Origin of the sequence: Shewanella sp. HL-SH4, from assembly GCF_051164845.1 — a bacterium.
Taxonomy (GTDB): Bacteria; Pseudomonadota; Gammaproteobacteria; order Enterobacterales; family Shewanellaceae; genus Shewanella; species Shewanella glacialimarina.
In genome coordinates, this window is the sequence record NZ_CP195037.1 from 2,962,118 (window position 1) to 2,976,035 (window position 13,918).

Here is a 13,918-nt window from a genome sequence, read left to right on the forward strand (position 1 = left end):
GTGCCTCAAGTGTAATTTGTTTTATTCGTTGATGTTGATAACGCTATAAACGAGAGTAAATCTAAAAAGGGTTAACAATATTATTTATTTTTTATTGCTGGCATCACACGCGCCGTAATGGCGGTTTTTTTCTAAAATCCTGTGGCGTGATCTGGTACCAACGCTTAAAGGCTCGTCTAAAGTTTGCTACGTCAACATAGCCTAATTCAAAGGCTATTTGCTTAATACTCATGTTTGATTCACGTAAATAGTGCTGTGCTAAATGTTGTTGAACATTGGTGAGTAATTGCTGGTAACTGGTGTGATGTTTTAGCAGCTGACGGTGCAAGGTGCGTGGGCTTACATGTAATAGCTGGGCGATATCCTGTTGAGATATTTTGCCTTGATGCTTCAAAATAAGTTGTTGAACCTGGCTGATAAAACCTATGGGTTGTTGTGCATCAAGTTGCTGTTGGCAAAATTGTTTGGCTTGAAATGCCGCCGCTGGGTCGCTGCTAGGCAACCTTTGGTGTGCGGTAGTTTGCGATAGCACAATACTATTTTGCGGTTGTGAAAATAGCAGTTCACAGGGCATAAAGAGTGAATATTGCTCGTAATAATCAGGTTTGGTTACTTTTAAATGAACCGTTTTAATCACGGACTTGTCAGTAAGAAGGTGTAAAAACAGGGTTAGAAACGTCACCGTAATGGCATCAATAAAGGCTTGATGGCCTTGAGGAAGAGGCTGAGACAAATCAAAGTTGATGTGTAGTTTTTGATGATGCGCGCTGATATCAATTTCAATTAACGGATTACGGGTATGAATAAACTGCTTTAACAGTAATAGCGCATCATTTAACGAGGCGCTATTGAGCATCGCTAACCCTAGCATGCCATGGGCAATAACAGATATTTTTTTACCGACATACAGGCCAATATCTGGCCGCTGTGACAGTGTTATCGCGCTGTCTATTAACTCACTATATTGGCTAAGGGTTAACTGGCTATTGGCTTGCTGTAAGTCAGCTAGTGTCAGTTTATTTTGTTGTAACCATTGCTGCGCCGGTAATTGCCAATCACACAATTGCTGATACAACTGATGCAGATAAAATACCGGTATTAAAGGCTCGCTAACCGCAGACATATGCTTAATGAATTTGTCATGCTTTATAGGGGGAGTTGCAGTCAAGGTTACATCCTAGTCAGACACCAATGCCCTAGTTGTAGCGGATTTAATCAAAGTTGTCTATAAATGACCCCTAGATGTCTTTTTTACCCGCTATTCTTTTTACTCACACTTGATAAATTAATTATTAATAAAAGACATTAGCTAGGAGCTAACGGTGCACTATTTAAAATTTATGTCGTTCCATTTAATGGGCCTATTTACCCTGGCTGCGCTGACGTTAGGTCAATTTTACATCGTGCTGGGTTATGCCATCTGGTTGTTATTCTATATTGGTGGCGACATTGTGTTAGGTGATGATGATTCAACGCCAAGTTATGCTCATCAAAGCATTATGACCTGGCAGCTTTGGCTGGCATTGCCCTTGTTAATGGCCATTCTATTTGTGTTTAGTTGGCATTTTGCTACTACAGATGTATGGGGTTATGGCCAATGGATAACCGAATTAACCGGCTATGATGCCCTGGCGGCCAAAGCCAATACCAGCTGGTATCAACAACTGGTATTAGTGGCTTTTACTGGGCTGGTTATCGGGGTGATAGGCACAGTGACGGGGCATGAACTGGTGCATCGTACCTGGCATAAAGTGTCTTACACTATTGGGCGATGGTTATTAGCGTTTAGTTTTGACGCTAACTTTGCCATTGAACACGTATACGGCCATCATCGTTTTGTGTGTACCGCGCAAGACCCAGCCTCTGCCCCAAGAGGCCGCAATGTTTATCAGCACATTATTGTGTCCAGCTGGTATGGCAATATCAGTGCCTGGAATATTGAAAAGCGTCGCTTATCCGTTAAAAGTTTACCGATATTTTCACGGCATAATCGCGTGTTAAGAGGCATTGCCATGAGTCTGGTTATTCTTCTGGCGGTGTTTGCTTTGGGGTCTTGGCAGGCATTGGCATTTTTTATTCCCACAGCACTGTGGGCTAAGGCGACGTTAGAAATAGTCAATTATATGGAGCACTATGGTTTGGTTCGCGCCAATGGCACTAAGGTGGCGCCACGGCATTCATGGAACACCAATAAGCGGGTCAGTTCCTGGTCATTGTTTAATTTAACTCGCCATTCGCATCATCATGCGCAAGCTCAAGTACCGTATCACTGCTTAGCACCCTATGAAGGCGCACCTATGATGATCAGTGGTTACTTAGCTACCTTAGGGTTAACCCTTATTCCGCCGTTATGGCATCGACTTATGCTGCCTAGGTTAGCCCATTGGGATACTCATTTTGCCAATGATGATGAAAAAGTATTAGCCAAACAAGCCAATGACGCCAGCGGCATAGCGGCTTACCAACAAATGCATCAAGTTGAAACGGGTTCAATATCAACCTAGGTCAGTATTAACCTAGGCTGATATGTAATGCTATGTAGAGGCTTAAGCTGATATTACAAATAGAGGCTTAAGCTGATATTACAAATAGAGGCTTAAGTTGATATTACAAATAGAGGCTTAAGCTGATATTACAAACTTAGGCTAATACGATTACGGCCTTCTGCTTTTGCACGGTAAAGCGCGGTGTCTGCGGCGCAAATAAGTGCGGTGGCGGTGCGGAACTGGCCTTGTTGTTCACAGGCAATGCCCTGACTGACACTGACTTTGACTTCGCTGGTTAAGCCCATATCGGAGAATTTAATTTGGTTAATTTGACGCTGAATTTTTTCAGCCACTCGTTGCGCCTGCGCCTGGCTGAAGTTAGGCAGCAAGACGGTAAACTCTTCGCCGCCAAAACGGGCAGCTAAACAGTCGCGGTTAGGCATGGCTAAGTTAATCACCTGAGCCACTTTTTGTAAGCACTTATCGCCATTAATGTGGCCATAGTTGTCGTTAAAAATTTTAAAGAAGTCGATATCAATCAAGATCAAACTTAACGGATGTTGATGTTGTCTGCTATCGTCCCAGGCATTTTGCAATGCTTCATCAAAAGCATGACGATTAGCTAAACTGGTGAGTTTGTCGGTATTGGCTAAACGGGTTAACTCTTCAAATTTTTCTTTGTGGCTAGTGAGATTGTGCATTACCCCGACAATTAACGGTTTGGCATTTTCACCTACGGGCAGGCACGACAATGAAATGTCGGCATTGACTAAACTTGAGTCAGAGCGTTGCAGTACAATTTCTTTGGGGCCGTGATTAAATGGGGTGAAGGTTTCACGCCAATGGGCAAACAACTCTTGGTATTCTTCTTGGTAGGCCGAGTTAACAAAGTTAATCCATTTTTGACCAATCAATAACTCTTTTGGCGAGCCGAAAAGTTTGGCTGCATGCTGGTTAATCATTTCAATGACGCCTTCATCATTGACCACAAAAATGGCTTCTGAAATGGCATTCATCAAAAAACCTAGGCTAGATAATTGGGTGGCCTGATCTAACGTGTGCTCAAAAATTTTCGGTGTTGATACTGTTTTTGGGGGACTGGTTAACGCCGTTTTAGTGGGAGTAACAGGCGCATTTTTTTGATCTGGCGTGGGGAAGTTTTTACCTGATAACGCCTTAGCAAGTTCAGTGGCACGGGTTAATGTGTCATGGAATTCTTGGTATTTGTCAGAGGTAATCATGGTCAGTCCCTTTTAAAATATAATGTGTGTCAAACAAACGTATTTCGATGACACACACTATATTGAAAAAAGTAAAAAACAGCCTTCCGTTAACCTTCTGGTTATATCTTGTTGTTTTTAAATGGCATTAAGTTTTTTGACAAGGTCTAAATACAGGTAATTAATTCTGCCCAGGGCGATTTATTACTTCTGGATCAGGACTTAATAGTACTAGGTTGCTGTCATTTGACGTCAACATGAATTGGTACTTACTGACGCCCAAGTTCTCAATGTTATTTTTTAGTGAAATGCTTTGCCCATCTTGACTGACCGAAACTGATTTAATGTGCGCATCAAAGGGATTGGTAAAACCAGCGCCAATTAAACGTAGTCCTTTAGGGGTTTTCTTTTTGTGTTTCAGTTGATAAGTAATGGTGGTATTTTCTGTTAGCTCAACATTCCCATCACAATCTGTACCTTGTTGTGTATAAGCAAAGTTTGCTTGCTTTTGTTTGTTGACGGTGACGATAAGGTCAATAGGAAAAGCCCCGTTACAAAATGGCAGTGTATTGGCTTGTAGTAGAAGCTTATCAATATCATTATTCTCAACAGCACCAGAATATTGAGTTATGGTGTGTTGTTGACCAAACAATACCAGAATATTGTAAATTTCGGAGGCAGATAGGTTATCTCTTAGTATCTGCTGGTCAAATGTAATCGAAGAAGCTTGCAGTGACGTAGCGTGAGTGAAACGTACGCTGTTGACAAAGTCAGTGAGTTCATCGTCCAGAACATCTAAAGCAGAAGGGTGACTTAGTACAGCTTGTAAATCAGTATCGTTATGAATTGCAGCAAGCGCTAAGTCAATATCCTGTTGACTGCCTGCAAAGCACAATGGTGACACTAGCAATAAAGTTGAAAGTGTAAATGATGTAGTAATTTTTACGGATAATTCCTTTTAAGTTATGCTGTTAGGGTATAAAGCGGATGGAGTGTACATGTATTTAAATGGTATTTAAATAATATGTTTTGAAATTATTGGTTTTGCGATTGAGCCGTTGGAAGGTATTTGACACACGATAAAGGCAGTGATGTGAATAATACGCACAGTAGACACTGTGCGTATTATGGAGGCTAACTTGGGTCAGTCCCTTTTAAAATATAATGTGTGTCAAACAAACGTATTTCGATGACACACACTTTATTGAAAAAGTAAGCAGCTAGCTTCGTTTACCTTGTGGTTTTATTTAGTGACAGTGGGATTCTAATTTTCACCTGGACGGTTAACTATTTGCGGATCAGGACTTAATAGCAGGTGAGAGCTAAAGCTTGGAGTCGAATTTGACAGTATAAGTCTAAACTCGGTATTGCCAATCACTTGGTCGGTATCGCTTAACTGCAATGTGTTGCCATTATTTACTACTTGCACTTGATCAATTACGCCATCAAATGGGGTTGAAAATGCAGCGCCAACAAAGGCTAGTCCGCGGGCTGTTTTATCAATTAAGTTGTACAATATTAAGCCGTTTTCGGTCACGATAACATCGCCACTTCTTGGATTATTGTTTTCATCGGTATAGCTGAAAATAGGCTGATTGTTCTCTAAAACCACAGTTACATTAATAATTGTTTCTTTGCTATTTAGTGCTGGCATTGGAGCTTCCTTGTTGTGGGTAAATAAAGTGATAGTCAGTTATTGCTGAACTTTGCAATTGTTGCAAAATTTGAGGGTGTAAAGCTAGCTCATCAACACAGTCTAGCGACCTTGCATAGGGTATTGAATACTCTGGGTCATTGGTGGTTGTTATTAGCTGGCTTAGTAAATTGAGTGTTTGGCGGCATAATAATTTGGCCTGTTCTGGTTGATTCTGCAGTTTTAAAATGGTGGCTTGGGACACCTGGTTTTCGGCTAACTTAGCTTTGTACAGTGATTTTTTATCAAATTGAATAATCAGCTGCTGGAAGGAATTAGTTGCTTTTTTAGCATAGGTTAAGCTTTTTTCTACATCACCTGTGTGCATTAAATACTGCGCTGCGGCTAATTCATATAATGCCCATAACTCTTGCTTTTTAGTTGAGCTACTAAGCACTTGATCGTCAATTAATCTTTTTGCTAAAACTTTGATGTTATAAGGTGCGTTATTATCGATGTTGGTTCGAGAGTTTTCTAGCATTTCAATATAAATAATAGACTGTTGAATAATCCATTTATCATTTTCTGGGTCTTGTTTTATGGCGATGTTAATTGCTTTTAATGCCTGACGCATTTTATCGTGGGCTTGATTTATTTTACCTTGGTACATCAATAATCGCGCTAGAAATAAATAGCTGTTGGATAATCTATCAAGCAGATAAGGCTGCTTTTCATTGTTGGATGACGTCAGTAGTTGTTGTATTTCTGTGTGAATATTAATTGCTGTGTGTATGTCGCCTTGGGAGGTTGCAGAGTTTGCCAACCATGATTGAGTGTCGGCAACATCAGCAATTAGCTGGCTATTAGATTTATCCAGCTCTAATAATGAGAGTTTTAACTCAAGTGAATGCTCAAATGCCTGCCTTGCAGCATTAAAGTTTTGCTGCGCCATATAGACTGAGCCGATGGAATTATGGGCATAGGATAGCTCCATCACTGCATCAAAGTCTGTTGGGGCATATTGGTACATAGTTTGGCTGTATTGCAGATATAACTCAAGCCACGGCAATGTGGCTTGCCAGTCGCTTTGATCATATTCCAGTTGGCCTAACCAAAAGGCATTGGCGCCTAAGGTTTTAAGTAAAGATAAGTTGTTGGTTTGTAAATCGACTAATGGCAGCATTTTGTCTCTTGCGGCAAGCAAGGCGCTTTTGGCTTCTTCGATATTGCCGCGCGAGTAGGCGACTTCGCCCATGGCCTCTAATGTTTGACCATGCTGGAAGCGGGCGTCAAAACTGAGATCTTGCGCATCATCGACATTATTAAAGTTACTGAAATATTCTAATGCTTTATTACTGATCCCATCGAGTAAATCCATACGACCAATACTGCGCATTTTGTCGGCGAACTCACCCACCATAAAGCCCAGTAAGTTTTCTGCGGCTAGGCGTTTATCCTGCGCGCGTTGCTCAGCTTCCGAGCTTTTTACACTCATAAAAACAGCCAGTAGGGTCAGCATGCACAGTACGGCAATGGTGGACATTTTCGCCAGGCGTTTTACGCCAACGCTTTTCTTTGAGGCATGAATAAAGGCGTGTTGTTCAGTATCTAAATTAAACAGCGGGTTGTCGGCCAGTGCTAGTGCTTCTTGCAGCGGTTTACCTTCGGCCAGTAAGTAGGCTTTGTGCTGTTGCTCATCTTGCCAACGTTGGCTAAGTACGGTTAAACGTGCGTTAACCCGTAAGCTGTCACGATGTGCCTCAATCCATTGTAAAACCCGTGGCCAGCGTCGTAATAGTGCCTCGTGGGCAACGCTGAAACAGCCCTGGCCATTTTGCAGGTGTGACACAAATAAGCGGTTATCAATCAGGATTTGTACTAGGGCGGTTTCGTTGTTGTTGCTCAGTTGGCTTAAGCGCGCGGCGCGGCTGGTGATGTTGGTTTCATCGGCGGATAAGGTGACTAATAACGATAATACTTTGCTTAAACTGTGTTGATGCTTTGCGGCTAATGCGGCAAAAATACCTTCGGCTTTTTGACCAATAGCGCCTTCTATTCCGCCCAGTTTTTGATATACAGACACTAATAAGGTGTCGTGTTCATCGCGCTGTAAATACAGCTCTTGTAAGGTGTATTGCAGCATAGGCAGTGCGTCAGGGTTATTAGCTGCTTCGGCGCACAGTAGTTCATCTAATGGCGTGTGGGTTTGCGGGTCTGTGTCCCATTTAAGTCCCGCCGCTTTAGCGGGCAGGCGGATCATTTGCAGTAACTCGGTGCGGTTTGGTGCGGTTAAGTCGAAGTGTGAGCCGTTACCTTTACCGGCCATTAAGCTTGGGCGACTGACCACTTGCGGGTAAAAGTCATTTCTACACGCACTGAACACCATAAAGTAGCCGCTGGTGGCGAGCAATTCAATCATATCTAATGCGGTTTGAATGTGTGGCTCGGTAAAAATAGGTGAAGAAAGTAGCACTTCTACACGGTCAATAAATATCGATAGTTTGGGCGTAATTGCGGTGTCAGTTTGCTCGATATTGGCTAAGGCCTGTTTGGCTTGTTCAATGACCTTGGGCATATCTTGCTGCAACATGACGGCGAGGTTTTCAGCGGTCATGCCATCAAATACCGGTATATCGTTTATGTCTAAATCCAGCAGTGCAAGGGCGATGTCGGTAAATAAACGGTCTTGGCTAATATCGGCTAAATCTAAACTGGTGTGAGACACAATGCCAATGCCATCAAACCCCTGTGGGCGCATGAATTGCGGCACCACACCGGCATTTAATAATGATGATTTACCGCTGCCACTAGGGCCGAGTAATAAACAAAATGCCCGACCAAATTGTACTTGGTTGCTCATGCGTTTTAGCAAGGTACTGATTTGCTCGCTGCGGCCGTAAAAAACCTCGGCGTCTTTGGCGTCAAATGCGCGCAATCCGGGGAAGGGTGAGCCACCTTGCCAGGTGTTAGCTTGAATATGTTCGGCTTGCTCCACTAATGGATAGTGAACCTCGGCTAAGGTGCGGTAACCGCGTTTACGAATGGTTTCAATAAATGTGGGGTTAGATGCGCTGTCACCAAGGGTTTTGCGCAATTGGTTAATAATTTTATGTAGCGGATTATCACCCACCACAGTATGGCCCCAACATTGCTCGACTATAGTATCTGGGCTGAGCACTTCACCTGGGTGTTGGCACAGCAGTTGTAGCACGTCCATTGCTTTGGGCTCAATTTGCTTGATGTCAGCGCCCTGTTGCAAGCTGTTACTTTCTGGATTGACCTGCCAGACCCCGAAGAAGAAATGTTGTTTATTCATATTATTATGTTTTCTTTTTAGGTGTAGTTAACAGCGAAATAACATCGTTAATGTTGATCTTTTCGCCTTGTTCCAGCTGTTTTATGGCTTGATATATTATCGTATTCACTGGTGTCGCTATATGACATTGCGCCCCCAGTTTGACTACCGCGCCATTTAGATAGTCAATTTCTGTTAAACGTTTGGCTTGAATGTCTTCCCACATTGACGAACGGGCATGTGGGTCAATGGCTAACATAGACTTTGCTGCAATATTAAACAAGCCGTTGGGCAAACGCAGTATTAATGGCAGCCACCTTGGGGCGACTTTAGTAAATTGCATTAACGGGCGCTGTGTTTTATGACATATATCAAGCCATTCTTGCATAGCTTGAGCCAGTAATAGCCTTAAAGGCCGCTGTTTCAATTGAGCCTGTATCGGCAGATCGCAAATAACATTAAGGGCATTGTTAAGGTTAAGCAACAGTTTGCCGTTTATTACAGCGGCCATATTGTCATGCAATTGGCAGCTTAGGCCATGCTTGGTCATGTCCTGGCTAATCTGCTGTGTGTGCTTGCATGAAGGCCAGATAAATTGACCTTCAGTGCCTTTGTGAAAACGGCCATTAGATAACTGCAACACGTTAAACGGGGTGATGCCCTGATAAATTTGACGTTGGGACAACTGCAGATGGGCGTTATCAAAACTGCCAAGACCATTTTGCATAAAGATAATGCTGCTGTTGGCATGGGTAATGTTGAGTAAATCTGGGTAGTTGCTGTCAAGCTGATGGCATTTTAAGGTGACAAACACTAAATCGAAACGTGGGGGCTGGTCAGTTAATGGGTCTAATAAGGTTAAGTCGGTGATGATATTGCTAGGCATGACGCAATGGTTTGAGCCATGATAGTCGCTGATAGTTATGCCGCCATTATCGAGGATGACTTGTTTAATCCGTTCTCGACAGATTACCGTGACATTTTGCTTGGCGATTATTAGCTCAGCTGCCAAGTAACACCCAGTAGAGCCTGCACCATAAACCGCGATATTCATTGCCGTGTTTGTTGGCTTGATCATTTTATGTTACCCAATAAAGTGCATTTACAATGAAACTACATCCGCAGTAAGTGGCTCGCGCTGTCGATTCTACAGGATTGTTAGCGTTAAATTATGCCATTCTCTTTTTATTCAATGGCAATAACATCAACCTAAAATGTAACAAAAAGCATAATAACTTGTAACTTTTTGCCTTTTTTGTCAGCTTAGGTAGCTATTATTATCACATATGACCAAACGAGCGATTTATAATGAAAAAAACAGTATTCGCAGTATCAAGATTAACCACTTTAATCGGCGGCGCATTATTAGCGCTAGCATCTCAAGCCGCTGAAATTCAAATTATTCATGCAGGACAATTACTGGCTGTACCCGGTGAAAAGCCACTAGAGCAGCAATCTATTATTGTGCGCGATGGCATTATTACAGAGGTAAAAGCCGGTTTTGTTAAAGAGGTTGCTGTAACGGCTGATGACACGTTAGCGATTATAGATTTAAGCCAGGCATTTGTTATGCCGGGCTTAATGGACATGCACGTGCATTTACAGGGTGAATTAGGCCCTAAAAATGACAGCCAAAAACTGCGTATGTCTGATGCTGATGTGGCAATGCACAGTGCATATTTTGCTAAAAAAACCTTATTGGCAGGCTTTACCACAGTACGTGATTTAGGCGCTAAAGCTGAGCAAATTTATGCCCTGCGCGATGGCATTAATAAAGGCTGGGTTGATGGCCCAAGAATTATTGCCTCTGGCGGCGTGTCGGTAACGGGTGGCCATGGTGATGTTGATGGCATGAGCCCTGACTTACTGGATTTATACACAGAAAAAACTATTTGTGATGGCCCTTATGATTGCCGCCGTGCCACACGCCGGGCGATTAAATTTGGCGCAGATGTGATTAAAATTACCTCTACAGGCGGGGTGTTGTCTGACACCAATACTGGTACGGGTCAGCAAATGGAAGATGATGAGCTAAAAGAAGTGATTGATGCTGCCCATGCTTTAGGGCGTAAAGTGGCCAGCCATGCCCATTCTGCTGCGGGCATTAACGCCGCATTACGCGCAGGCGTTGATAGCATTGAACATGGCAGTTATGCTGATAAAGACAGTATTAAATTATTCAAAAAGTCGGGTGCGTTTTTAGTGCCAACCCTACTGGCTGGTGACACTGTGGTGCAAATGGCCAAAAGCACAGATGTGTTTTCTCCTGCGATTAAAGAAAAAGCCATTCGTGTTGGCGGCGATATGATGGACAACTTTAAGGCCTCTTATAAAGCAGGGGTTAAGATAGCTTACGGCACTGACAGTGGTGTGTCGCACCACGGTGACAATGCTAAAGAAGCGGTATTAATGCACGCAGCAGGCATGAGTAATATGGATATTTTGAAAAGTGCGACGGTTAATGCGGCAGAGTTGATTGATATGTCAGCTACATTGGGTACGCTTGAAAAAGGCAAATATGCCGATATTATTGCGACCTCACAAAGTCCGCTTGATAACATTGAAACTTTATTAAATATTCCCTTCGTAATGAAGTCAGGTATTGTTTATAAACAAGATTTATAAGCAAACCTGTTTGTCTTGGTTTATTGCAATCAGCTGATTTTATGAGGTAAAGCCAGCTGGTTGCTTATCGTTTAACACTTATTTAATTCCAATGTTAATATTTTTTAATTGCGCGCAATTGATTATCGCGATAACAATGTGTTTTAATAGCTTCACGCAATGATAATGCTGCTCGCTGTTAATGTTAGGGCTGCTTTTATGTCAGGGCTAAGGCAGATTAATTTGCTTTGGCAGCTTATTACGAAAAGCATCTAAGCGTTGTTTAAGGTCGGCCATTTCGGCCTCATCAATACCACTTTGTAACTTAACGTGTTGCGTGATTTGCATGGCTTTTGACTTTAGCGCGATACCTTTTTCAGTGAGAGTTAATGACAGTTGTCTGTCGTCCTCAGGGTGTCTAACGCGTTGGATATAATCTAAAGCTTCAAGCCGTTTGACTACCGGTGTGATAGCGCCCGATTTTTGGGCCAGTTTTTGGGCAACATCTTTAAGGCTTAAGCCTTCATTTTGCCAAATAATCAACATCACCAGGTATTGGGTGTAGGTTAGCCCTAGCGAGTTTAATAAAGGTTTATAAAGCTGAGTAATCGCAAGTGATGTTGAATAAACAGCGAAACAAAGTTGATTATCAAGATGTAACTGGTGATCTTCTTTCATAACTCACTCTGTCTGGACTGTGATTAAAATGGCTCACAGTCACGTAAATAAGTAAAACGTGTGACGATGTTACCACTGTTGTTTTAGCTATTGTAGCCTTCATTGAGTCAACCTTTGTCAACGTTTTGGATTGCAATTAAAAAGGATTAATCATGTCATCAAACAATCGTCGTATCGTTTTAGCCTCTCGTCCACAGGGCGAACCGACTGCCGAAAACTTCCGTTTAGAAACCGTCAGCAAGCCAACGCCACAATCTGGTGAAGTGTTATTGCGTGCGGTTTATTTATCACTTGACCCTTACATGCGTGGGCGCATGAATGATGCTAAATCCTATGCTGATCCGGTTGGTATTGATGAAGTGATGGTTGGCGCGACTGTGTCACAGGTTGAAGCAAGTCAGCACCCTGATTACAAGGTAGGCGATTGGGTATTGGCCTTTGGTGGTTGGCAGGATTACTGCGTATCAAACGGTGAAGGCCTAATGAACTTAGGCGCTAACCCAAGTATGCCATCTTATGCGTTAGGCATTATGGGCATGCCAGGATTTACCGCATATATGGGGCTGCTTGAAATTGGCGCACCTAAAGCGGGTAACACTTTAGTGGTTGCTGCGGCAACTGGCCCAGTGGGTGCTACCGTTGGTCAAATAGGTAAGCTTAAAGGCTGTAAAGTGGTTGGTATAGCGGGTGGTGCTGAAAAATGTCGCCATGCGGTTGAAGTACTTGGTTTTGATGCCTGTATTGACCATAAAGCAGCCGACTTCGCAGAGCAGTTAGCAAAACATTGTGACCAAGGCATTGATGTGTATTTTGAAAATGTTGGCGGCAAAGTATTTGATGCTGTTCTACCTTTACTAAACACAGGTGCACGGGTACCAGTGTGTGGGATGATTTCGCAATATAACGCCACCTCATTACCAGCAGGACCGGATCGTTTGTCACTACTGATGGGCACCTTGTTAGTGAAACGCATTAAAATGCAAGGCTTTATCATTTTTGATGATTATGGCCATCGTTACCCTGAATTTGCTAAGGATATGAGCCAGTGGCTAGCTAATGGTGAGATTAAGTACCGTGAGCATTTAGTCGACGGTATAGAGAACACGACTAAAGCGTTTATCGGCCTGTTAAAAGGCGAAAATTTTGGCAAGTTAGTGATTAAACTGAATGAACCACTGTCTATTTAATGAGATTTTTAACTTATTAGGAATACATAAATGAAAGTGTTAATGGTATTAACATCGCACGAAAAATTAGGCGATACAGGACATAAAACTGGTTTTTGGTTAGAAGAATTAGCCGCGCCATACTATGTGTTTAAAGACAAAAACGTGGAAGTGGTACTGGCGTCTCCGTTAGGTGGCCAACCGCCTTTAGACCCTAAAAGCGATGAAGTGGATTTTCAAACTGAATCAACCAAACGTTTTAAATTAGACACAGACGCTCAGCAGCAACTGGCTACCACTTTAGTGTTGTCGACGGTGAATATTGCCGATTACGATGCAGTATTTTACCCAGGTGGCCATGGCCCGTTATGGGATTTAGCCGAAGACCGTACGTCAATTGCGTTAATTGAAAACGCAGTAAAACTAGACAAGGTATTAGGGTTAGTTTGTCATGCACCTGGTGCGCTAAAACACGCTAAAAATGCTGATGGCACTTCTATTGTTAAAGGCAAAAAAGTCACAGGCTTTACCAATGGCGAAGAAGATGCGGTGCAATTAACCGACATAGTGCCATTTTTAGTTGAAGACATGTTAATTGCCAATGGTGCTAATTATGACAAGGCAGATGACTGGCATCCGTTTGCGCAGATTGATGGTAAATTAGTGACAGGTCAAAACCCAGCGTCATCTGAGCTAGTAGCACATAAAATGTTGGCACTTTTAAGCTAGCCGTGATTATTTATCCATGTATACAAAAGCAAACTTAGGTTTGCTTTTTTTATGATCAAAAATCAGTTTTAGTAAATCTATAGTTGTACAAAACATTAATTTTTCTC

The 13,918-nt window shown here is 42.5% G+C and carries 11 protein-coding genes; 4 read left to right on the forward strand and 7 right to left on the reverse strand.

All coding sequences use genetic code 11. The features are described from left to right. Positions 1–103: 103 nt before the first annotated feature. On the reverse strand, positions 104–1,168 hold the full coding sequence (locus ACRWQL_RS13935; RefSeq protein ID WP_434950603.1) for an AraC family transcriptional regulator ligand-binding domain-containing protein: 1,065 nt from the start codon (positions 1,166–1,168) through the stop codon (positions 104–106). A gap of 154 nt (positions 1,169–1,322) precedes the next feature. On the opposite strand from ACRWQL_RS13935, the gene ACRWQL_RS13940 reads away from it, so the two are divergent. Further along, on the forward strand, positions 1,323–2,504 hold the full coding sequence (locus tag ACRWQL_RS13940) for an alkane 1-monooxygenase (RefSeq protein ID WP_434950604.1): 1,182 nt from the start codon (positions 1,323–1,325) through the stop codon (positions 2,502–2,504). 128 nt (positions 2,505–2,632) lie between these two features. Here the strand turns inward: ACRWQL_RS13940 and ACRWQL_RS13945 are convergent, their stop codons facing one another. The 5 genes from ACRWQL_RS13945 to ACRWQL_RS13965 all read right to left on the reverse strand — a co-directional run bounded on the left by ACRWQL_RS13945 (position 2,633) and on the right by ACRWQL_RS13965 (position 9,712). Further along, positions 2,633–3,727, reverse strand: coding sequence for a diguanylate cyclase domain-containing protein (locus ACRWQL_RS13945; protein ID WP_434950606.1), 1,095 nt, complete (start codon positions 3,725–3,727; stop codon positions 2,633–2,635). Positions 3,728–3,887: 160 nt separating this feature from the next. Beyond that, a complete protein-coding gene (locus ACRWQL_RS13950) occupies positions 3,888–4,610 on the reverse strand; it encodes a DP-EP family protein (protein WP_434950608.1) in 723 nt (240 codons plus the stop codon). Between the two features lie 360 nt (positions 4,611–4,970). Next, the gene (locus tag ACRWQL_RS13955; protein WP_434950610.1) at positions 4,971–5,360 is read right to left on the reverse strand and encodes a DP-EP family protein; all 390 of its coding nucleotides are present in this window, start codon (positions 5,358–5,360) and stop codon (positions 4,971–4,973) included. Next, a complete protein-coding gene (locus ACRWQL_RS13960) occupies positions 5,344–8,655 on the reverse strand; it encodes an nSTAND1 domain-containing NTPase (RefSeq protein ID WP_434950611.1) in 3,312 nt (1,103 codons plus the stop codon). The genes ACRWQL_RS13955 and ACRWQL_RS13960 overlap by 17 nt, the downstream gene beginning before the upstream one ends. A 4-nt stretch (positions 8,656–8,659) precedes the next feature. Continuing rightward, positions 8,660–9,712 (reverse strand): 2-dehydropantoate 2-reductase, encoded by a 1,053-nt coding sequence (locus ACRWQL_RS13965; protein WP_434950612.1) that lies wholly within the window; start codon positions 9,710–9,712, stop codon positions 8,660–8,662. A gap of 230 nt (positions 9,713–9,942) precedes the next feature. Between ACRWQL_RS13965 and ACRWQL_RS13970 the strand changes: the two genes are divergently transcribed. Beyond that, positions 9,943–11,259 carry an amidohydrolase family protein gene (locus tag ACRWQL_RS13970; RefSeq protein WP_434950613.1) on the forward strand — a complete coding sequence of 439 codons (1,317 nt, stop codon included), beginning with the start codon at positions 9,943–9,945 and terminating at the stop codon, positions 11,257–11,259. A 207-nt stretch (positions 11,260–11,466) separates the two neighbouring features. Here ACRWQL_RS13970 and ACRWQL_RS13975 read toward each other — a convergent pair whose 3' ends face one another. Then, a complete protein-coding gene (locus tag ACRWQL_RS13975) occupies positions 11,467–11,916 on the reverse strand; it encodes a MarR family winged helix-turn-helix transcriptional regulator (RefSeq protein WP_226413598.1) in 450 nt (149 codons plus the stop codon). Between the two features lie 152 nt (positions 11,917–12,068). On the opposite strand from ACRWQL_RS13975, the gene ACRWQL_RS13980 reads away from it, so the two are divergent. Both ACRWQL_RS13980 and ACRWQL_RS13985 read left to right on the forward strand, forming a co-directional pair. Next, positions 12,069–13,103 (forward strand): NADP-dependent oxidoreductase, encoded by a 1,035-nt coding sequence (locus tag ACRWQL_RS13980; RefSeq protein WP_434950615.1) that lies wholly within the window; start codon positions 12,069–12,071, stop codon positions 13,101–13,103. Positions 13,104–13,133: 30 nt separating this feature from the next. Beyond that, entirely contained in the window at positions 13,134–13,811 is a 678-nt protein-coding gene (locus tag ACRWQL_RS13985) for a type 1 glutamine amidotransferase domain-containing protein (RefSeq protein ID WP_434950616.1), read from the forward strand. Positions 13,812–13,918: the final 107 nt, after the last annotated feature.